The organism is Mesorhizobium sp. P2_B11 (assembly GCF_056404855.1).
In genome coordinates this window covers 712,485-731,840 of sequence record NZ_JBFUDF010000002.1, presented here as the reverse complement: position 1 = coordinate 731,840, position 19,356 = coordinate 712,485, and the positions used below count along the sequence as shown (strand labels likewise).

Sequence of the window (19,356 nt, the reverse complement as noted above, 5' to 3'; positions counted from 1 at the left end):
ACGGGCAGACGGATGAGGCCGGACGGGCTTTAGTAGCCCGCTTTGATCTTCTCGAATTCGGCGATCATCTTGAGCTTGAGCGCAGACGGGACAGGCGACTGAAACAGCGTCTTGTCGACGAATTTCTGCACGTCGTCATAGCCCTTTTCTTTCAGGATCGCCTGGTCGACACCGGCCATGCCCTTGGCATTGGCCTGGCCATAACCCCAGTCCTTAACCAGCACCTTGGCGGTTTCCGGATCGTTGACGGCGTTCAGAAAGTCATAGGCCTTATCGATGTTGCCGGGCGCGTCCTTGAACAGGACGTAACCGCAAACCCAGGTCGAGATACCTTCGTCAGTGTCTTTCTTGGCCTTGATCGGCACACCGGCCGCCACGGACTGGACCGTCGCATCGTTCCACGCCCAGGCGAGATCGACCTCGCCGCCGGAGAGCAACTGCACGACGTCGGTGGTGTCGGTCCAGTAGGAGCGGACATTCTTGTGCACCTGGCGCAGGAAGTCGGAAGCCTGCTTGAACTGGTCGTCCGTCATCGTGGTCCAGTCCTTCAGCCCGATGGCAAGGCTGGCCAGCGCATAGGCGTCGTCGACATTGTCGCCGATCGAGACCCGGCCCTTGAATTTGGGATCGGCGAAAGCCTTCAGCGACTGCACATCCTTGGCGTCGATCTTGTCGGAGTTGTAGGTGAGCTGGGTGTTTCCCCAGTCCCAGGGCATGAACCACGCCTTGCCGTCCGACGTGGTGGCCAGATCCTTCATCGCCATGATGCCGGGATTGAGGTCTTTCCAGCCGGTGATCTTCGACGTGTCGAGCGGCTGCAGCAGGCCTGCCTCACGCCACTTCGTCACGCTCTGCGAACAGGGATGGCCGAGGTCGGCCTTGAAGCCGGAGCGCACCTTCTCGAAGGCTTCGTCCTCATCGCCGAAGAAGGCGAAGGTCGGCGAGTCGCCGTCCTTCTCGACATATTTCGGGTGGAAGCTCGGGTCCTCATAGCCGGACCAGTCGAACACGGTCAGATCCTTGTCGGCGGCAACAGCCAGCGCTGCGGCGGAAGCCGCCAGCGTTGCCGTCAGTGCCAATGTCAGTGTCAGGCGTCGGGTTATTCTTTTCATGCTGTTCCATCCTCTTTGTCGTTGTTGCCGGCTCGACTGGCCGGCTTCTGGTTATCCGTAGTGCTTGGGAAAGGCCGCCGCGAGGAACACATTCGCCGCCTGCAGGGCGGTTTCGCGCGTGGTGTCTTCGGTTCCCATCATCAGCCGCAGCCACAAGCCTTCCAGCATGGCCGACAGCGCCAGCGCCATCACCTGTGGCTCATAGGCATAGCCGCCGCTCTCTTTGAGCGTTGCACAAAGATCGATGAAGACCTGCTGGTAGTAAGCGTCGCGGGAACTGCTCAGCGCCTGATAGACCGGCCGCGACTTGGCCTCGCCCCAGAAGGCGAGCCAGGCGGCAAGCTTGCGCTTGTTGCAGATCGAGCGGTCGAAGTCGGCCCAAACCAGCACCTGCAGTTGTCGGGCCGGATCATCACCGGCTTTCTGCAGAGAAGCACGCCAATGCGCCGAATACTCGTCATACATGTGCTGCAGCGTCGCTATCAGCAGCTTCTCCTTGCTTTCGAAGTGAAAGTTGACGATGCCGCGCGACAGGCCGGCGCCATCGGCGACATCGGCCATCGTCGTCTCTGCGTAGCCGCGCTTGGCCAGCGAATCGATGGTCGCCTCGATCAGCTGCAGCTGCCTGACCTCCTTCGACGCCTTGCGGCCGCGTTTTTCCGGTTCGATTTTTCCAGACGTGTCGGAGGATCGCTCTTCGCGCGCTGCAGCTTTCATCGGTGCCGTCATGCTCCACATTGCCGGCTATCCCACCATAGCCGGCTTCCACCCGCGAAGATGAGTGGGACGGTGCTCGCCACTGTCAAGCACCTTCTGCATGGCTTCCCAGGTCTTGATGTTCTTGTCGACATAGGCGGCCCCGACCGCGGCAGCCGCCGTCTGGTAGAGCGGGCCTTTCAGCCTTTCGAGCTCACCGCGCGCGACCTCGCGATACCACGGGTTGCGGTCTTTGACGGCGACATCGGCAAAGCCGGCGCGACGCATCGCTTGCGCATAGCGCTCAGGCGACGCCATGGCGAAGGACAGGCCTTCGGCCGCGACATAGGCCTTCATCTCCGACGATGGCTCGCCGTCATGGCCGATCAGCCAGTCGGACGCGGCAAAGACACCGCCCGGTTTCAGCACGCGAAAGATATCGGCAAACAGTGCGTCCTTGTCGGGCACGTGCAGCAGCGCATCCTTGGAGAAGATGACATCGAACGAAGCGTCGGCAAAAGGCAGCGGCCCCGGCGGGGCCTGAACGAAACTGGCGCGGTCTGAAAGCCCGCGTGCGGCGGCGCGCTTCCTGGCGGCATCGATCACCGGCCGCTCGATGTCGAAGCCGGTGGCATGGGCTGCGCCGTGGCGCTCAAGCAGATGCAGCGCGATGCCGCCTGAGCCGCACCCAATATCGAGGATGGTTTTGCCCTTCAGCGAGAGCCCTTCGATCACCCGGTCGACTTCGTCCGGCCCGCCCGGCGACAGATAACCTTCGCCCCACAGCGCCTCGAGGAAGCGGATGGCAGCGTCGTCGTACTCGGCTTCGTCATGGGACGTGGTCGGGCTTTTCAGAGGGGGAATTTCGGGAAGCGAACGCGCACCCGTCAGTCGATCGAATTCCATGACATGGCCAAACTCCTTGCCGTCGCCCCACTCGAATTCCATCCGCGCGATCTTCCTGAAGCCATGCTTGACATAGAAGGCGATGGCGCGGTCGTTGCGATGCCAGACATTGAGCCAGACGCGGCGGACAGCAAGCCTGTCGGCTGCGCCGAAGACCTCGGCCAGCAGCGCTTTCGCCAGACCCGTCCCCTGCCAGGTTCGATCGACATAGATGCGCTGCAACTCGACCGATTCCCCTTCCTCCTCCAGATGATGCGAGAAGCCGACGATCGGATGCTGTCCGCCGGCCTCGGCAGGAGCGGAACGGTCCTCCGCCAGCAGGATGGTTGCTTTGGGATCGGCGATCTCGGCCGCCTGCAGCCCGGGACCATAGGATTCACCGACATAGCGATCCATGTCCTCGGCCGTCGCCGTGTGGGCGAACGTGTCGCGGAAGACACGCGCTGCGAAGGCGGAGAGCCGGTCGGCATCCGTCGACTCGGCCCTGCGGAATCTTACCTTCGCCAGCGACCGTTCGGTGACGGCCCCTCTTCGGTTAGACACGAAATCCAACTCCGGTTCTCTGCAAAGCCTAGCTCAACATGGCGAAATTGCAATATCATTTGTTGAACATTCATTCAGAATGACTGGACAAGATAATCATCGCCATGCCAAATTCCGCGCATTCGGGAACAAGATCACGCAAAAATGAACGCGGATCGCAAGGGAACACTGAATGAAAGCTTGGGATGCGATCATCATCGGCGGCGGACACAATGGCCTGGTCAACGCCTGCTACCTGCAGCGCGCCGGGCTCGACGTGCTGGTGGTGGAGAAGAACGACTGGGTCGGCGGCGCTGCCACATCTAGAGAACTGACGCCGGGTTTCCTCTACTCCAACTGCTCCTATGTCTGCTCGCTGTTCCGCCCCGAAATCATGCGCGACCTCGAACTGCCGCGCTTCGGCCTGCAGGTCATCTCCTATGAGGGCGGCGCGGTGTTTACCCGCGACGGCGACTACCTCGCCAACTACCGCGACCATGATGCTCACCGGCGCGAATTCGCCCGCTTCTCCAAGCGCGACGCCGAAGCCTATGACCGCTATTCGCGCGACGTGACGCGGCAGTGCCGCTTCATCCAGCCGCTGCTGATGCGCACCGCCCCCGACCCGACCAGTTTTCGGCCACGCGATATCGGCGAGTTGCTCTATCTCGGCAAGAAATTTGCCGGCCTGTCATCCGAGGAAATGGCGCTGACCCTGCGCTTCTGGACCATGTCGATCTCGGAGTTCCTCGACGAGTATTTCGAGACCGACGTCATCAAGGCGAACTTCGCTCTGTCCGGCATCATCGGTACCGCGCTCGGGCCGATGTCGCCCGGCACGGCCTATGTGCTGCTGCACCACTATATGGGCGAGGTCGACGGCTCGGTCGGCGCCTGGGGCTATGCGCGCGGCGGCATGGGCGCTGTCACCAAGGCGCTTGCCGCCTCGTTCAAGGCGAGCGGCGGCACCATCCGAACCGGCGCCGAAGTCGACCATGTGCTGGTTGGCAGGGGCAAGGCCAAGGGCGTCGTGCTGGCTGGCGGCGAGGAGATTTACGGCAAGCTCGTCGTCTCCAACGCCGACGTCAAACGCACCTTCCTGAAGCTGGTCGAGGAAAAAGAACTGCCCGACATTTTCCTGCGCCGGGTCAAAAACTTCAAGATTCGCGGCTCCTCCGGCAAGGTCAACATCGCGCTGGACTCCCTGCCTGAGTTCCCGGCGCTGCCGAAGGATTCGCCGGTCTATCGCGGCGACATGCACTTCACCGATTCGATGGAGCGCATGGAACGCGCCTATGACGACTGGAAGGCCGGGCGCTGGTCGGCGGACCCGTTCCTCGACATGGTCATCCCGACGACGCTCGACCCGACCATGGCGCCGCCGGGCAAACACTTCATGAGTTGCTTCGTGCAATACGCGCCGCCCAAGGTGAACGGCCACGACTGGACCGATGCCGACCGCGACGGTTTTGCTGAAAGCGTGGTCGCGCAGATCGCCGAATACTCGCCGGGTTTCCGCGACCGCATCGTCCATATGGAAGTGCGCACGCCGCGCGAGATCGAGGCCGAAGTCGGCCTCACCGAAGGCAACATCTTTCAGGGCGAGCTGACCTTCGACCAGCTGCTGTTCAACCGGCCGGTGCCGGGCTACGCGCAATACCGTTCGCCAGTCGGCGGTCTCTATATGTGCGGCTCCTCGACCCATCCCGGCGGCGGTGTCATGGGCGCACCCGGCCGCAATGCCGCCGCCGAGATCCTGCGCGACCTCGCCAAGTTAACCTCGCATATGAGCCCGGCCCATGACGTCATTTGATGCAATCGTCATTGGCGGCGGCCATAACGGCCTTGTCGCCGCCGCTACGCTGGCCAAGGCCGGCCGCAAGGCGCTGGTGCTGGAAGCAGCAGTCGACGTCGGCGGCGCGGCGCGCACCGGAGAGTTCGCGCCAGGCTTTCGCGTCTCCTCGATCGCCCATGTGTTGAACCGCCTGCACCCCGATGTGGTGAAAACACTGGAGCTGGAGAAGCACGGGCTGCAATTTGCACGCACCGACTTCATGCCGTCGGTTGCCTTGGCGAAGGACGGCCCGCCGCTGGTGCTACATGGCGCCTATGGCGAAGTGCTGACCGGCTCCACTCCCTCCGAGCAGTCGGCCTGGAAGGAATTGCGCGCGCAGCTGTTGCGCTATGCAGGCATATTGAAACCGTTCCTGTCGCGACGCCCGCCCGATCTCGCGGGCATGTCGCTGCTTGAGACAGCGGCGCTCGGCCAGAGTGCTTTGGCATTGAAGAAGCTCGGCAAGGAAGACATGCGCGATTTCCTGCGCGTGCTGCTGATGAACGTCGCCGACCTGCTCGACGAACAGCTTGCCGATATCAGGCTGAAAGGACTGCTCGCCTTTGACGCAACGCTTGGCAGCCATCTCGGTCCACGCTCGCCGACCTCGCTGCTCGGTCTCTACTACCGGCTGGCCGGCGAGACCGGCGGTGCGGCCGGCGCCCAGATGTTGCCGAAAGGCGGCATGGGCGCGGTCGTCGCCGCCATTCGCGCGGCGGCGGAGAAAGCCGGCGTCACCATCCGCACCACGTCGCCGGTAGCAAAGATCATCGTCGAGAAAGGCCGCGCCGTCGGCGTCGCACTCGACAGTGGCGAAATGCTGCGCGCCAGAACGATCGTCTCCGCCATCAATCCGGGGGCCACCATGCTTGACCTCGTCGGGCCACGCGAAATCGACACAGGTTTCGTGCGCAAAGTGAAAAACATCCGCATGAAGGGCGATGCAGCCAAGCTCCATCTGGCGCTCGACCAGCCGCCGCAATTCACCGGCGTCGATGCCGCCGGTCACAAGGGACGGCTGGTCATCGCGCCCTCGCCCGACCATGTCGAACGCGCCTTCAACCCGTCGAAATATGGCGAGTTCTCAGCCGAGCCGGTGATGGAGATCACGCTGCCCTCGCTCTCCGGCCCATCGCTCGCGCCAAGCGGCGCCTGTGTGCTGTCGGCGGTGGTGCAATATGCGCCCTATGCGCTGAAAGAGGGCTGGGAGACCGGCAAGCCGAAATTCCTGAAGGCGATCATGACGCAGCTTGAGACCTACGCGCCAGGCATCGGGAAATCCGTGCTGCATACAGAGCTTTTGACGCCGGCCGACATCGAGGCGCGCTACCGCATGCCGGGCGGCCACTGGCACCATGGCGAATTGCAGGCCGACCAGATGCTGATGTCACGACCCGTGTCCGGCTGGTCGGGTTACGACACGCCGGTCGAAGGGCTGTTCCTCGCCGGGGCCGGCTCGCATCCCGGCGGCGGCGTTTCGGGTGCGCCGGGCCTGAATGCCGCGAAGCGCATCATTGCGATGAAGGGGTAAGGTCATGGCGCAAGCAACCAAGAGGAAGCCCAGCGCAAAGGCGGACTCGATCATCCCGGCCCGCACCGCAGCACAAGTCCATTTCCGCACCTTGCGTCTCGGCACGCCGTTCCAGCCACGCATCGATGCGCTAGCGAAGACCCAGGACTGGTACAACTGGGCCGGCTACCGCGCGCCGCATTCGCTGTGGGACGAGGAGCTCGAATATTTCGCCATCCGCAGCCAGGCGGCGTTGTTCGACATCTCGCCGATGACGAAGTACCGCATCGAGGGACCCGACGCCGAAGCCTTCCTCGATCGCGTCACGCTGCGCGATGTGACCAAGCTGAAACCCGGCCGCGTCCACTACACCGCCTGGTGCGACGACGAAGGTTTTGTCCTCGACGACGGCACGCTGTTCAGGCTGTCGCCGACGCGCTTCCGCCTGTGTGCGCAGGAGCGGCATCTGCCCTGGCTGCTCGACAGCGCGATTGGCTTCGATGTCGCAGTCGAGGAGGAGACCGAAACCGTTGCCGGCCTCGCGCTGCAAGGCCCGACCTCCTTCGCCGTGCTGCGAGATGCCGGTTTTGCCGGTGTCGAGAAATTGAAAATCTTCGACCTCGCCGAGTTTGCACATGACGGCGGCACGGTGACCATCTCGCGCACCGGCTTTACCGGCGATCTCGGCTACGAACTGTTCGTGCCGGCTGAAAAAGCGCTGAGCCTCTGGGACCGATTGATGGCGGCCGGCGAACTGCGCGGCATCCGCGCCATAGGCTACAACGCGCTCAACCGCGCCCGGCTCGAAGCCGGGCTGATCGTCGCCAATGCCGACTTCACCACCGCCGAGCATGCCATCCGCGCCGACCGCCTGCGCATGCCCGACGAGATCGGCCTCGGCTTCATGATCGACCTGGAAAAAGGCCATTTCAACGGCCGCCGCACCATCCTCGAAGCCCGCGCCAAGCGCAAGCTGCGCCATGTCCTGGTCGGGCTGGAGATCGAAGGCAATATCCCGGCCGAGCACGCCATCGTCTACCACAAGAAAAGCCAGGAGGTCGGCCTGGTCAGCGCCGCCATGTGGTCGCCGATGGCCAAGCGCAACATCGCCATTGCTTCGCTGGCGCGGCCTTACGGTGATACGATGGTGGAGGACCTCTGGGTCGAGATCTACGCCATGCGCGAACTGCAGTACCAGAAGCTTATGAAGCGAGCCAAGGTGGTGGCGCGGCCGTTCATCAAGCTCGACCGCCGTACCGCCAATCCGCCAGCGGATTTCTGATCATGGCCGACGAACCGGATGATGCGGCGGAAGCCGCCGAACAGTGGCAGCTGGTCAACACGCCGCTCGGCGAAAAATGGTCGGGCCGCACGCGCTATGCCGCCGCCATGTACTTCTACAAGCGCGGCGAGATGAGCGCCGAGACGCTCGAGGTCTACCGCATCTGCGCGCGTCTCGATTCCGAGAACCCGCTGCCCATCATCAGGGATCGCGGCACCGGCCAGGACTGGCTGAAGCGCATGGGCGCCTAGCCGATCGTCCTCTCCAGAACGTTCAGCCAGTTCTTGTAAGCGATCTTCTCGATCAGCGCCCGGCCGAAACCGCGCGCGGCCAGTGCATCGATCAGCTTCGGCAGGCCGGCAACGTCGCCAATGACGGCGGGGATCATCGCCCCGTCAAAGTCCGAGCCGAGACCGACACCGTCCTCACCCAGCGCCTGCAGCAGCGAATCGACATGGCGCACCATGATGTCGAGGCTGGTGTCCGAGTTCATCCTGCCGTCGTCGCGCAGGAAGCCGGTAGCGAAGTTCAGGCCGACCATGCCGCCGGTCTCACGGATGGCGCCGAGCTGCCAGTCGGTCAGATTGCGCGAATGAGTGCACAGCGCATGCACGTTCGAATGGGTGGCGACCAGCGGCGCGTCGATGAGTGCTGCGACATCGCGAAAGCCTTTTTCGTTGAGATGCGACAGATCGATCATGATCTTCAGCTGGTTGCAGGCCTTGACCAGCGCCTTGCCGGCATCGGTCAGCCCCGGACCGGTGTCGGGCGAGGACGGAAAACGGAACGGCACGCCGTGGCCGAAAGCATTGGGACGGCTCCAGACAATGCCGAGCGAGCGCAGGCCGGCTTCATAGAGCACGTCGAGCAGCGTGAGTTCAGGGTCGATCGCCTCGACGCCTTCGATGTGGAACACCGCGGCGATGGAGTCTTTCGCCATCGCCGCGCGAATGTCGCCGGCGCTGCGGCAGACAGTGAGCGCGCCCGCCCGCTCGAGCCGAAACAGGATCGAGGCCATAGCGATGGTGGACGTCAGCGCATCGGCACGCGGCAGTTCCGGCGGCAACGGCTCATTGTCGCTCGGCGCCGGCGGCACGGCGCTGCGCTTGGCCTTCTCAACCGGCGGCGGGAAGATCGCGAACATGCCGCCGGCGAAGCCGCCCTTCCTGGCCCGCGGCAGATCGATGTGACCGCCCTGCGTCCCCTCGATGAACAGCTTTTCGACGTCGGTGTCTTTCGACTGGTAAAGTCTGAGCAGCGTGTCGTTGTGGCCGTCAAAGACGGGGACGAGATCGGATTCGGTCATCAGGAAGCCATTCGGTCAGTTGGCAGGAGCGGACGAGCCGCAGCGAACTGTGTACTTAGGCAAGAAGGCCGAACTGCGCAAATGCCAGAGATGTGTTCGCTCTTGTGGCTGAGCGGGGGCGGCTTCTCCTTCTCCCCTTGTGGGAGAAGGTGGATCGGCGCGACAGCGCCGAGACGGATGAGGGGTGTTCCAGCGGAATGAAACGCTGGCATTCCCGGAGCACCCCTCATCCGTCGCCTTCGGCGACACCTTCTCCCACAAGGGGAGAAGGGGAAGAAGCCTATTGCTTCAGCACATCGGCCCATTCCGGATGGCGGCGGAACTGGGCGTTGGCGAAGGGGCAGAGCGGGATGATCTTCTTTCCCACCGCCCGCGCGTCCTCGACGGCACGGGTGACGAGCCGAAGCCCGGCGCCCTGGCCGCGAAACACGTCCGGCACTTCGGTGTGATCGATGATGATCTGGTGCTCCCCGATCTTGGTGAAGGTCATCTCCGCCTCGGCGCCATCAGGCCCGCGCAGGACGTAACGGCCCTTCGAGCCGCGGTCCTCCAGTTCGATTTCAGGCAGTTGGTCAGGCATTGCTTGCTCCTTCAACCGGCGCGGCAGCAAAAAGCCGCCTTGCCGCTTCGATCTCGTTTGGCCGCACCTCGTGGCCGCCATCGTGCCATTCCACTGTGACATCGGCGCCATCGGCGCGCAAATACGCTTCCAGCCGCGACGTCAGATTGGGCGGGCAGATCGGGTCGCGCTTGCCGGCGGTCACCAGAATACGACGGCCGGCGAGGCTGCCCTTCACCTCAGGTTCGAACGGGATCAACGGGTGCATCAGCACCGCCGCATCGAACAGGTCAGGCGCTGAGAACATCACCGAGGCCAGAATGTTGGCGCCGTTGGAATAGCCGAGGCCGAGCACCGAAGACGGCTTTGCCGCTTCCACCTGTGCCTTGATGAAGCCGGCCATCTTGCCGGTCGCCCGCGCGAGGTCGTCCATGTCGTAGACGCCCTCGCCGGTGCGGCGGAAGAAGCGCGCAGCGCCGTGCTCGGAAACGTCGCCACGCGGTGACACAATCGTTGCCTGGGGCGCGAGATCGCGCCCCAGCGACAGCAGCTGGTTTTCGTCAGCTCCGGTGCCGTGAAAGACGAAGAGCAGCGGGCCGCCGGGCGAACCCAGCAGCGCCTTGTGGATGTAAGCGTCCTTGCTCATCGTCTCAGCCTTCCAGCTTCTGCAGATGCTCTTCGAGATAGGGCCTCAGATGCTGATGCTGCGTCGGCAGCTTCAGCGCCTGGCCGAGATGCGCGGTGTCCTCGTCACGGTCGAAACCAGGCTCGTTGGTGGCGACTTCGAACAACACGCCGCCCGGCGTGCGGAAATAGATCGCCCAGAAATAGTCGCGGTCGATCACCGGCGTCACGCCGTAGCCCGTATCGATCAGCGCCTTGCGCACTTCGAGCTGTTTGGCGCGGTTCTCCACCGCGAAGGCAACGTGGTGGACCGAGCCCGCACCGAGATTGGCGAAGCCAGCCGTCGGCAGCGATTCGATGTCGACGACATCGGCGCCATTGCCGTTCTTGATCGCCAGCCGGCTGACATTGCCCGACTTGTCGACCTGCTCATAGCCCATGAATTTCAGCAACTCCTCGGTAGCACCGCCGTCCTTGAGGCGCAGCGACACCGAATGAAAGCCGCGGATCGCTTCGTCGGCGGGAATGCCGCCTTTCAACCACGGCGCGCGGCTGTCCGCCTTGTCTTCGACGAGCGCGAAGCCATCGCCATCGGGACCGGCAAAAGCGAGTCGCTTTTCGCCGAACGTCTCTGCGCGGGAGACACCCGCAACGCCTTCATCGGCGAAGCGCTTTTCCCAATAGCCGAGCGTACCCGCCGGCACCGAATAGGCCGTGGTGCCGACCTCGCCGACGCCGTGCCGGCCCCTGGCAATGTCCGGGAACGGGAAATAGGTCATCACCGAGCCCGGCGTACCGTGCTCGTCGCCATAATAGAGGTGATAGACATCGGGCGCGTCGAAATTGACGGTCTTTTTGACCCGGCGCAGGCCGAGCTTGTGGGTGAAGAAATCATTGTTCTGGCGCGCATCGCCGGCCATTGACGTAACGTGATGCAGGCCCTTGATCTGGTCGAGCATTGTCTTGCTCCTTCCCTTGGTGTTTGCGGCCCTTGCCGCTGTCCACGCCTATATGAGGGGTCGCACGGCAGCGGCAAAGGCGGCAAACTCAGAATGGACTGTATCCTAATAGTGAACAGCAGAAAATTTACGTTCACCATTTCAGCAACGTCAGCGGGCTTGCGCCACCGCCAAAATTCGGCTCACTGGAGCCTCTTCCCAGCATGAAGGATAGCGCAATTTGGCCGCGAAAAGCAGACGTCCGAACATCCTCCTGATCTCCTGCGACCAGTGGCGCGGCGACTGCCTGTCGGCTGCCGGGCATCCCACGGTGATGACACCCAACGCCGACGCGCTGGCCGCCGAGGGCGTCCTTTTCAAACGACACTACGGCGGCGCGGCGCCCTGCTCGCCGGCACGCGCCTGCCTCTACACCGGCCTCTACCAGATGAACAACCGCGTCTGCCGCAATGGTACGCCGCTCGACGCCCGTCACGGGAACATCGCGCTTTCGGCCCGCGCCCTCGGCTATGATCCGACCTTGTTCGGCTACACCGACGTCTCGTCCGATCCGCGCACGATGGCGCCGGGCGATCCCCGGCTGAAAAGCTACGAGGGTGTGCTGCCCGGCTTCAGCGTGCGCCAGTTCCTGCCCGAGCATCAAAAACCGTGGCTGTCATGGCTTAAGGCACGCGGCGTCGACACCAGCGCGGGCTCTCCCGGCATTCATCGTCCCGTGGGTGAATCGACGGGCGACGCCGTCACCAACGCGCCACCGGTCTATTCCAGGGACGAGACGCCGACGGCCTTTCTCGCCGGCGAATTCATCCGCTGGCTGGGCGAACAGGATGCGCCCTGGTTCGCGCATGTGTCGTTCATCAGCCCGCATCCGCCCTTCATCGTGCCCGAGCCCTACAACACGCTGTATGATCCCGCGGACGGCCCGGCCTTCCGTTGTGGCGCAAGCTGGCAGGCGGAGGCGGAAAGCCATCCCTATCTGGCCTACGATCTCGGCCGGCAGAAGCGGAGAAGCTTCCGCCCCGGCGTTAACGGCAAGGTGTGCGATTGGGGGGACGACAATCTCCGCGCCATCCGCGCGATCTATTACGGCATGATCTCGGAGGTCGATGCGCAACTCGGCCGCATCTGGCAGGCACTCAAGGCCGCTGGCGCCTGGAACGACACGGTCATCGTGCTAACCTCAGATCATGCCGAGATGATGGGCGACCATTTCATGCTGGGCAAAGGCGGCTTCTTCGACAGCAGCTATCACATCCCGCTGATTGTCCGTGACCCGCGCCGCGGCAAGGCGGCCGGCTCGACCGTCGATCGCTTCACCGAGGCCGTCGACATCTTCCCGACCTTGCTCGATCTGCTGGATGCCGGCGCCCAGCCGCATCTCGATGGCCGCTCGCTGAAACCGTTCCTGGACGGCGAGGCATCAGGGGATTGGCGTGACGCGGCGCATTGGGAATTCGATTTCCGCTCTATTGCCGAAGGCGAAGCCGAACGGCATTTCGGCATCGCCTCGCGCCAGTGCAACCTCGCCGTCATCCGCACGGAAAAATTCAAATACGTGCATTTCGGCGGCGGTCTGCCGCCGCTGTTGTTTGATCTGGCCAACGATCCAGGCGAACTGACCAACATCGCTACCGACCCGGCCTATCTCAGCGTGCGGCTCGAATTCGCCGAACGCTTGCTTGCCTGGCGCGCCGAGCATCTCGACCAGTCGCTGGCGCTGGCGGAGCTGACGGACGATGGGGTGGTGGGGCACGTGGGGCAGTAGGCAGTAGGCAGTAGGCAGTAGAACACCTCAAGCGGCTGGACGCTTGGCCAGATCATTCTCTGCCTACTGCCTAATCCCTACTGCCTACTCACTATTTCCTCACTGCACCATCATCCGCTGCTCATCCCGCTTCTCGGCATAGCTGCCCTTGTCGTAGGCGGCCTGCGCCTGCAGCTGCTCCTTGGTGAAGTTGGTGTAGAGGTACTTCTTGCCGTCCTTGTCGGTCATGAATTTGAGCTTGTCCATGCCGACCGCGACCTCCTTAGCGCCGATGCCGAGGAAGCCGCCGACATCGACGATGACAGCATCCGGCTTGCTGTCGGGTGCCAGCACGACGTCGCCGATCTCGCCAACCTTTTCGTCGTTGGCGCCATAGACGGTCGTGCCTTTCAGATCATCGCCCCTGATCTCACCGACCGGCATTTCGGTCAGCGTCGACTTGTCGATGGCCGCCGTCTGCGTTGGGTCGGTGGCCTTCACGTCAGGCGACTCGGCCGCCGGAGCCTCGGCCGTCTTGTCCATTGGCGCAGCCGTGTCAGCCGGAGCGGTAGCCGCAGGGGCCATGGCTGCCGGAGCAGCGGGCGTCCCGGCGTCGGACATCGTCGTCACCGGCACCGGATCATAGATCTTGCGGTCGAAATCAGGCTGTGCCTGCAGTTCCTCCTTCGTGGTTTGCGCCACCAGCCAGCGATCGCCGTTCTTCTGCGCCCACTCGGCCTTGGCGAAATCATAGGTGACATTCTTTTCGCCCAGGCCGAGGAAGCCTCCGACGCCGATGACCAGCGACTGCGCCTTGCCCTCCTTGGTCAGCACGATGTCGTTGACGTCACCGATATTCTGCGCATCGTCGGCGGTGCCGTTATAGACGCTCTCGCCGATGATGTTGGTGGCGAGATTGCCGTCGGCGCGTTTCACCACCGGCTCTGACGGCGCGGCGTTCAGATCGACAGGCTTCTGTGGATCGTTCTGCGCGCTGTCCGTCGTGGCGGGCGCGGTTGCCGGATCATAAGGTTTGCGGTCGAAGTCCGGCAGCGCCGTCAACGCTTCCTTGGTTGTCTCCGCAACCAGCCAGCGGTCCCCGTTCTTCTCGACCCATTGCAGCTTGCCGTAGTCGAAGGCGACATCCTTGCTGCCTATGCCGAGAAAGCCGCCGACGCCAATGATGGCGTATTTCGCATGGCCGTGTTCATCGAAGACGACATCGCTGACGTCACCGATCTTCTGCGCATCGTCGGCGGTGCCGTTATAGACGGATTCGCCAATGATATTGGTCATCAGGGCGCCGTCGGCCTGCTGCGCTGCTGGCGCGATGGTGGCGGGGGCTTCAGCCGGCGCCGGGGTTGTCGCCGGCGCTGTCGTTGACTGCGCAAAAGCACCGGTGGCGATCAGCGTTGCAAGCGCGGTCGTCGCGAACAAAGTGCGGATCATGATTACGTCTCCTCTTGCGTGATCTCGTGCGCGCCGCAACCGGCATCCATTGCCGGGAGACCGAAAGCGGCGCCTCCAATGCGTTCACAACGTTGTGACAAGGCGCTTGTTCCGAAAAAACGGGGTTCTTGCCGCACCTCGGGCAAGTCCGTGGAATCGCCCGACATTTCGGGCCGACCTATGGAACCTTTGCAAGGCTTGCCCGTTTCAGCCTGTGGCTGGGCATTCCGGCAGAAGAATACGGAGCGGGCATGCGATTTGCAGCGGTGCTGAACCGGGACGGCGGCACCTTGCGGACGACCGATCTGTCCGCGTTTTCGGACCGGATGCGCCAGACGCTTGAGGCGGCCGGCCATACCATCGATATCGACATCGTCGAAGGCAAGGACATTGTCGCAGCGCTCGACAAGGTCGCGTCGCGGCGCGGCATCGAGGTGGTGCTGGCCGGTGGCGGCGACGGCACCATTTCGGCCGCTGCGGCGCGGCTGATGAACACGAAGAAGGCACTGGCTGTCCTGCCAGCCGGGACCATGAACCTGTTCGCCCGCGGCCTGGGCATACCGCAGACCCTCGATGCGGCGCTGAAGTCCTTCGCCGACGGCGAGGTCATCGCGATCGACATCGCCAGCGCCAATGGCCGGCCTTTCGTGCACCAGTTCTCCATCGGCCTGCATGCCAGGATGGTCAAGCTGCGCGACGCCATGGACTTTGCTTCGCGCCTGGGAAAGATCCGCGCTTCGGCAAAGGCCGCCTGGACGACGATCAACAATCCGCCCGCCATGAAGGTGACGTTGATGGTCGGCGACGCCGAGATCGTCACCCGCATCAGCGGCATCGGTATCTCCAACAATCTGTTCGGCGAGGGCCACCTGCCTTATGCCGACAATCCTGCCGGCGGCGTGCTCGGCATCTATGTCACCGTGGCGCGGCAGCGCGGCCAACTGGCCAGGTTCTTCCTCGACGTGGCGCGCGGCAGATGGCGCGACAGCGACCATGTCGAAATCCATCAGGCCGACAAGGCAGTCGTGAAAATCCACACCGGAAGCAAGAAGTTCGGCGCCGTCATCGACGGCGAACTGGTCAAGCTGGAGCGGGAAACAGCTGTGCAGATTCATCCCGGCGCTTTGAACGTCCTGGTGCCGGCAAGCGCCGCCCAGGCGAAGGCCGCCTGATGCGAAGGCCGACGATATCGCACGCTCTAGCCGCCGGCCGGTTGGCCGGCGGGCGCGCTTTGGGTCGCGGGAGCGCTGCTGTCGATCTTCTGGCCGTAAATCTCGGCGACACCCCAGGCGATGAAGGCCAGCAGCAGTGCTGCGATCAGGATGCGCAGGCCGTGCCAACCCCAGCCCCCCTGACGGGCTTTGTTCTCAGGGATGATCTTGGTCATTGGCGACGTTCCCATCGTGCGGCTGCAAGCGTGGCGGATAAAACCACGCCTGGCGAAACATGGTCGGGTAACGATTGCTTGCTACAAAAGTTCCGGGTCCCGACCGCTGCGCGCGCCGCGCGGCACGGCGGCGGGGACCTGCAAGCGAGGGGACTTGGTGGATAAGAAGGTGGAGAAGGGTCTGCCGGTCGAGGTCCGCCGCGCCGTGGCGGCGCCGGAGCGGCTTGCCGTGCTGCACGGGCTTGAGGCGATCGACACCGCCGCGGATCCCGACTTCGATCGCATCACCGGTCTTGCCGCCGCCGTGATGCGGGCGCCAATCGCCCTGGTCACGTTGCTCGATACCGAACGACAATGGTTCAAGTCCTGCGTCGGCCTGGACGAGACCGAGACCGCCACCGACATCTCCTTCTGCGCCCACGCCATTGCCGCTGGCGACGAGCCTATGGTGGTGACCGATGCCAGCGTCGATCCCCGCTTCGCCGCCAATCCGCTCGTGACCGGCGAGCATCATCTGCGCTTTTATGTCGGCGCGCCGATGGTGGTGGCCGGTGCGCGCATCGGCACCGTATGCGTGCTCGACCGGGAGCCGCATGAATTTCCGTCCACCGCCGCGCTTGATCAGCTGAAGGCGTTGGCCAGTCTCGCTGCCAGCCTGTTTACGCTCAAGGACGCCACCCGCAGCGGCGCCATTGCCGAGGCGGCTTTGGCGCAGGAGGAAAAGCGCCGCGCCATTGCGCTCGATGCCGCCTCGCTGGCCAGCTGGGCCTGGGATATCCGCACCGACATGATCGAATGCGATGTGCGCCTTTCGGAACTGTTCAACCTGCCGCGCTCGAACCGGTTGCGGGCGCGCGACATTCTGAGCGCCATCGACCCGCGCGACGTCTACCAGACCGAGACGCGCTTCCGCGACGCCTTGACCGGCAGCGATGATTATTTCGGCGAATACCGGGTCAAGGGCTTCGATCCGCCGCGCTGGATCGCCACCCGGGGCCGCGTCATCGAGCGCGACGGCGAAGGCAAACCGACGCTGATCTTCGGCGTCAATTATGACATCTCGGAACGCAAGCTCGGTGAGGAGCGGCAAAGGCTGTTGCTGCGCGAGCTGAACCACCGGGTCAAGAACACACTGGCGACGGTGCAGGCGCTGGCGACGCAGACCGTTCGCCACGCCCGCCGCCCAAGCGAATTCCTCGAAGCCTTCGGCGCCAGGCTGCAGGCGCTGGGCGCTGCCCATAACCTCTTGTCCGATCGCGAATGGCGCGGCATCGGCATTCGCGAACTGATGCAGATCGAGGTCAAGCCGTTCGACTCTGTAGAACAGCCGCGCATTGCGATTTCCGGCCCCGATCTGCTGCTTTCGCCCGACCAGGCGGTGGGGCTCGGCCTGATCATGCACGAACTGGCCAGCAACGCGCTGCAATACGGATCGCTGTCGGTGGGCTCGGGAAAGGTCGACGTCGACTGGAAAGCGCTGGGCAAGAAAGGCGGGCGCCGCCTTGTGCTGACCTGGCGCGAAAGCGGTGGGCCCAAGGTCGATCAGCCCGAACGCCAAGGCTTCGGCTCGATCTTGATCCGCCGTAGCCTCGCCAAGGTTTTGTCGAGCGAGGTGGTGCACGAATTCCGTAGCGAAGGCGTGTTCGCTCAGATATCGATGCCGCTTGAAGATTTGCCCAGTTGAAGGGATTTCGTTGGAACTGGCCTACTCGGCCTCGTCGTCCGGATCGCGCGGCCCCGGTTTGACGTTTTCCTTGTAGATGGCATAGGCCACCAGCGCGATAACAGGTCCAAGGACAAGTTCCTTGCCGCCTTTCCCCTTGAGCAGCGACGGCAGTAAGGCAAGGGCCGCCGTGATGCCGAGCGCCTTGAGGTCGGCATTGCGCCTTCGTGCACGCCGGCGGGCGCGGGTGCCGGCCGCGAGTTGATGGATGAGCAGGATGAGCCCGGCCAGGACCACGAAGCCTGCCGCGAAGCCGAGGCAGGCCGCCATCGGACCATAGCGGTCGGCCGCCCAGATATAGGCGGCCCCCAGGAGAAATCCGAGGCCGCACAGAGCGGCAACCGCGGCGAGCCCATAGACGATTGCCGCCGTGCGCGCGCGGCGCATGGCGGCAATGGCCTCACCCGAGGCCAAGGCCGAAATCAGCGATGCCAGCGTCCCCATCTCTAGCGAAAACTAGCGCCGAGCGAGAAGCGCGAACAGGAAGCCGACGCCGGCTGCGATCGCCAGCGAGGTCACCGGCTTTTCGCGCACATTGGCGGTAATCTGGGCCTCAAGATCCTTGGCGTTGCCGCGCAGGTTGTCAAAGGCGGCTTCGCCCTGGGCGCGCAACTGCTCGACGCCTTCGGCGGCGGCCCGCCTGGCCGTCCCGTAGCCATGCTCGCCGGTCTTGGCCAATTGCTTGGTTAGCTTTTCGATATCGGCCTTCAGCTGCCTGATATCGGCTTCGAGGTCGGCATTCGTCTGGCTTTCGCCAGCGGTTTTTCCTGCAGCAGTTGCCATTCCCATAACTCCTTGCGTTTGCTTGGTTTCAAACGCCCGAGACATCTCAAGGTTCCGAAATCGGAGACCCTGTCATGAAAGGGTGTTTGCTTCTGTGAGTCCAGCCCCGGCTGAACCCAGGTCAGATCAATGGCCGGCGACCCTCGCCCAGCCCTTCCCAGCGCGCGAGGTCCTTCAGCGCGTCCCTGTCGATCACTTCACAACCGCCGTCGCGCCAGGCGATCAGCTTGCGGTCAATCAGCTTGCGGATTGTCTTGTTGGTGTGCACCAGCGACAGGCCGAGTGTATCGGCGATGTGCTGCTGCGTGATCGGGATTTGCACCGGCGCCTTGCCGTTGAGCCCGACTACCGCCGCGCGGCTGGCGATGAAAGCGATGAGATAGGCGGCGCGCTCGAGCGCCGTGCGCCTGCCGATGCTGAGCAAATTCTCGTCCAGCATGCGTTCCTCGCGCGATGCCAGCCAGGTGATGTCGTAGGCAAGCCCCGGATGGTTGCGGTAGAGTTCGTGCAGGTTTTCGCGCTCGAAGACGCACAGCAGCATCGGCGACAGCGCCTCGATCGAGTGCTGCATTTCACCCATCACGCTGCCTTGCAGGCCGATGAGATCGCCGGGCATCGAGTAGTTGAGGATCTGGCGCCTGCCGTCCGACAGCAATTTGTAGCGGAAGGCCCAGCCCGAAAGCACCGTATACAGATGAGCGCTGTGACTGCCTTCGACCAGCACCGTGGCGCCCTTGTCGACGGCCAGTTCGCCCTTCTTGAACTTGCTGACGAAGGCAAGCTCCTGCTTTTCGAAGTCCCGAAACACTTGCAATGGCCGCAGTGGGCACTTCTCACACGGATATTGGCGGCTGGAAAAGGAACGACCGTTCTGGCCAGACATTTCGACCCCTCTTCGAAAGCCTCTTTGACAGAGACTGAGTGCAACGCCTTGCAAGGGCCACGGTTCCACCGCCAGCG

19 protein-coding genes are annotated in these 19,356 nt (G+C 63.6%); 7 read left to right on the top strand and 12 right to left on the bottom strand.

What is annotated here, in order from left to right:
- Positions 1 to 29: 29 nt before the first annotated feature.
- The 3 genes from AC1DYJ_RS07955 to AC1DYJ_RS07945 are packed head-to-tail and all read right to left on the bottom strand — an operon-like array spanning position 30 to position 3,257.
- Entirely contained in the window at positions 30 to 1,112 is a 1,083-nt protein-coding gene (locus AC1DYJ_RS07955) for an ABC transporter substrate-binding protein (RefSeq protein ID WP_477283650.1), read from the bottom strand.
- A 51-nt stretch (positions 1,113 to 1,163) separates the two neighbouring features.
- Positions 1,164 to 1,829 carry a transcriptional regulator BetI gene (gene betI / locus AC1DYJ_RS07950; protein WP_477283651.1) on the bottom strand — a complete coding sequence of 222 codons (666 nt, stop codon included), beginning with the start codon at positions 1,827 to 1,829 and terminating at the stop codon, positions 1,164 to 1,166.
- 27 nt (positions 1,830 to 1,856) lie between these two features.
- Positions 1,857 to 3,257, bottom strand: a complete 1,401-nt coding sequence (locus tag AC1DYJ_RS07945) for a GNAT family N-acetyltransferase (RefSeq protein ID WP_477283652.1) — start codon at positions 3,255 to 3,257, stop codon at positions 1,857 to 1,859.
- 172 nt (positions 3,258 to 3,429) lie between these two features.
- Here AC1DYJ_RS07945 and AC1DYJ_RS07940 point away from each other — a divergent pair, with 172 nt between their 5' ends.
- The 4 genes from AC1DYJ_RS07940 to AC1DYJ_RS07925 are packed head-to-tail and all read left to right on the top strand — an operon-like array spanning position 3,430 to position 8,113.
- Positions 3,430 to 5,049 (top strand): phytoene desaturase family protein, encoded by a 1,620-nt coding sequence (locus AC1DYJ_RS07940; protein ID WP_477283654.1) that lies wholly within the window; start codon positions 3,430 to 3,432, stop codon positions 5,047 to 5,049.
- A complete protein-coding gene (locus AC1DYJ_RS07935) occupies positions 5,036 to 6,601 on the top strand; it encodes a phytoene desaturase family protein (RefSeq protein WP_477283655.1) in 1,566 nt (521 codons plus the stop codon). Before AC1DYJ_RS07940 ends, AC1DYJ_RS07935 begins: the two co-directional genes overlap by 14 nt.
- A 4-nt stretch (positions 6,602 to 6,605) precedes the next feature.
- Complete coding sequence (locus tag AC1DYJ_RS07930) at positions 6,606 to 7,862, top strand: aminomethyl transferase family protein (protein WP_477283657.1); 1,257 nt, start codon at positions 6,606 to 6,608, stop codon at positions 7,860 to 7,862.
- Between the two features lie 2 nt (positions 7,863 to 7,864).
- Positions 7,865 to 8,113 (top strand): hypothetical protein, encoded by a 249-nt coding sequence (locus AC1DYJ_RS07925; RefSeq protein ID WP_477283659.1) that lies wholly within the window; start codon positions 7,865 to 7,867, stop codon positions 8,111 to 8,113.
- Here AC1DYJ_RS07925 and AC1DYJ_RS07920 read toward each other — a convergent pair.
- From AC1DYJ_RS07920 to AC1DYJ_RS07905, 4 genes are all read right to left on the bottom strand, one after another.
- Positions 8,110 to 9,168: a dipeptidase gene (locus AC1DYJ_RS07920; protein ID WP_477283661.1), complete on the bottom strand. Its 1,059-nt coding sequence runs from the start codon at positions 9,166 to 9,168 to the stop codon at positions 8,110 to 8,112. The two genes, AC1DYJ_RS07925 and AC1DYJ_RS07920, sit on opposite strands and share 4 nt — an antisense overlap.
- A 280-nt stretch (positions 9,169 to 9,448) precedes the next feature.
- A complete protein-coding gene (locus AC1DYJ_RS07915) occupies positions 9,449 to 9,748 on the bottom strand; it encodes a GNAT family N-acetyltransferase (RefSeq protein WP_477283663.1) in 300 nt (99 codons plus the stop codon).
- Positions 9,741 to 10,373: an alpha/beta hydrolase gene (locus AC1DYJ_RS07910; RefSeq protein ID WP_477283665.1), complete on the bottom strand. Its 633-nt coding sequence runs from the start codon at positions 10,371 to 10,373 to the stop codon at positions 9,741 to 9,743. The genes AC1DYJ_RS07915 and AC1DYJ_RS07910 overlap by 8 nt, the downstream gene beginning before the upstream one ends.
- Positions 10,374 to 10,377: 4 nt before the next feature.
- Positions 10,378 to 11,310 carry a VOC family protein gene (locus AC1DYJ_RS07905; RefSeq protein WP_477283667.1) on the bottom strand — a complete coding sequence of 311 codons (933 nt, stop codon included), beginning with the start codon at positions 11,308 to 11,310 and terminating at the stop codon, positions 10,378 to 10,380.
- A 220-nt stretch (positions 11,311 to 11,530) separates the two neighbouring features.
- Between AC1DYJ_RS07905 and AC1DYJ_RS07900 the strand changes: the two genes are divergently transcribed.
- Positions 11,531 to 13,075, top strand: a complete 1,545-nt coding sequence (locus tag AC1DYJ_RS07900) for an alkaline phosphatase family protein (RefSeq protein WP_477283669.1) — start codon at positions 11,531 to 11,533, stop codon at positions 13,073 to 13,075.
- Between the two features lie 99 nt (positions 13,076 to 13,174).
- Here the strand turns inward: AC1DYJ_RS07900 and AC1DYJ_RS07895 are convergent, their stop codons facing one another.
- Positions 13,175 to 14,503: a PRC-barrel domain-containing protein gene (locus AC1DYJ_RS07895; RefSeq protein WP_477283671.1), complete on the bottom strand. Its 1,329-nt coding sequence runs from the start codon at positions 14,501 to 14,503 to the stop codon at positions 13,175 to 13,177.
- A gap of 251 nt (positions 14,504 to 14,754) precedes the next feature.
- Here AC1DYJ_RS07895 and AC1DYJ_RS07890 point away from each other — a divergent pair, with 251 nt between their 5' ends.
- Entirely contained in the window at positions 14,755 to 15,675 is a 921-nt protein-coding gene (locus AC1DYJ_RS07890; protein WP_477283673.1) for a diacylglycerol/lipid kinase family protein, read from the top strand.
- Positions 15,676 to 15,701: 26 nt separating this feature from the next.
- Here the strand turns inward: AC1DYJ_RS07890 and AC1DYJ_RS07885 are convergent, their stop codons facing one another.
- Complete coding sequence (locus tag AC1DYJ_RS07885) at positions 15,702 to 15,890, bottom strand: hypothetical protein (RefSeq protein ID WP_477283675.1); 189 nt, start codon at positions 15,888 to 15,890, stop codon at positions 15,702 to 15,704.
- 157 nt (positions 15,891 to 16,047) lie between these two features.
- On the opposite strand from AC1DYJ_RS07885, the gene AC1DYJ_RS07880 reads away from it, so the two are divergent.
- A complete protein-coding gene (locus AC1DYJ_RS07880; protein WP_477283677.1) occupies positions 16,048 to 17,574 on the top strand; it encodes a sensor histidine kinase in 1,527 nt (508 codons plus the stop codon).
- A gap of 21 nt (positions 17,575 to 17,595) precedes the next feature.
- On the opposite strand, the gene AC1DYJ_RS07875 is transcribed toward AC1DYJ_RS07880, so the two are convergent.
- The 3 genes from AC1DYJ_RS07875 to AC1DYJ_RS07865 all read right to left on the bottom strand — a co-directional run bounded on the left by AC1DYJ_RS07875 (position 17,596) and on the right by AC1DYJ_RS07865 (position 19,279).
- The gene (locus tag AC1DYJ_RS07875) at positions 17,596 to 18,057 is read right to left on the bottom strand and encodes a hypothetical protein (protein WP_477283679.1); all 462 of its coding nucleotides are present in this window, start codon (positions 18,055 to 18,057) and stop codon (positions 17,596 to 17,598) included.
- Positions 18,058 to 18,069: 12 nt separating this feature from the next.
- Positions 18,070 to 18,396: an ElaB/YgaM/YqjD family protein gene (locus AC1DYJ_RS07870; RefSeq protein ID WP_477283681.1), complete on the bottom strand. Its 327-nt coding sequence runs from the start codon at positions 18,394 to 18,396 to the stop codon at positions 18,070 to 18,072.
- A 121-nt stretch (positions 18,397 to 18,517) separates the two neighbouring features.
- A complete protein-coding gene (locus tag AC1DYJ_RS07865) occupies positions 18,518 to 19,279 on the bottom strand; it encodes a Crp/Fnr family transcriptional regulator (RefSeq protein WP_477283683.1) in 762 nt (253 codons plus the stop codon).
- Positions 19,280 to 19,356: the final 77 nt, after the last annotated feature.

Coding starts and splice junctions, on each gene's coding strand:
- AC1DYJ_RS07955 (WP_477283650.1), bottom strand. CDS start 1,112: ATGAAAAGAATAACCCGACGCCTGACACTGACATTGGCACTGACGGCA.
- betI (WP_477283651.1), bottom strand. CDS start 1,829: ATGAAAGCTGCAGCGCGCGAAGAGCGATCCTCCGACACGTCTGGAAAA.
- AC1DYJ_RS07940 (WP_477283654.1), top strand. CDS start 3,430: ATGAAAGCTTGGGATGCGATCATCATCGGCGGCGGACACAATGGCCTG.
- AC1DYJ_RS07935 (WP_477283655.1), top strand. CDS start 5,036: ATGACGTCATTTGATGCAATCGTCATTGGCGGCGGCCATAACGGCCTT.
- AC1DYJ_RS07930 (WP_477283657.1), top strand. CDS start 6,606: ATGGCGCAAGCAACCAAGAGGAAGCCCAGCGCAAAGGCGGACTCGATC.
- AC1DYJ_RS07925 (WP_477283659.1), top strand. CDS start 7,865: ATGGCCGACGAACCGGATGATGCGGCGGAAGCCGCCGAACAGTGGCAG.
- AC1DYJ_RS07920 (WP_477283661.1), bottom strand. CDS start 9,168: ATGACCGAATCCGATCTCGTCCCCGTCTTTGACGGCCACAACGACACG.
- AC1DYJ_RS07915 (WP_477283663.1), bottom strand. CDS start 9,748: ATGCCTGACCAACTGCCTGAAATCGAACTGGAGGACCGCGGCTCGAAG.
- AC1DYJ_RS07910 (WP_477283665.1), bottom strand. CDS start 10,373: ATGAGCAAGGACGCTTACATCCACAAGGCGCTGCTGGGTTCGCCCGGC.
- AC1DYJ_RS07905 (WP_477283667.1), bottom strand. CDS start 11,310: ATGCTCGACCAGATCAAGGGCCTGCATCACGTTACGTCAATGGCCGGC.
- AC1DYJ_RS07895 (WP_477283671.1), bottom strand. CDS start 14,503: ATGATCCGCACTTTGTTCGCGACGACCGCGCTTGCAACGCTGATCGCC.
- AC1DYJ_RS07890 (WP_477283673.1), top strand. CDS start 14,755: ATGCGATTTGCAGCGGTGCTGAACCGGGACGGCGGCACCTTGCGGACG.
- AC1DYJ_RS07885 (WP_477283675.1), bottom strand. CDS start 15,890: ATGACCAAGATCATCCCTGAGAACAAAGCCCGTCAGGGGGGCTGGGGT.
- AC1DYJ_RS07875 (WP_477283679.1), bottom strand. CDS start 18,057: ATGGGGACGCTGGCATCGCTGATTTCGGCCTTGGCCTCGGGTGAGGCC.
- AC1DYJ_RS07870 (WP_477283681.1), bottom strand. CDS start 18,396: ATGGCAACTGCTGCAGGAAAAACCGCTGGCGAAAGCCAGACGAATGCC.
- AC1DYJ_RS07865 (WP_477283683.1), bottom strand. CDS start 19,279: ATGTCTGGCCAGAACGGTCGTTCCTTTTCCAGCCGCCAATATCCGTGT.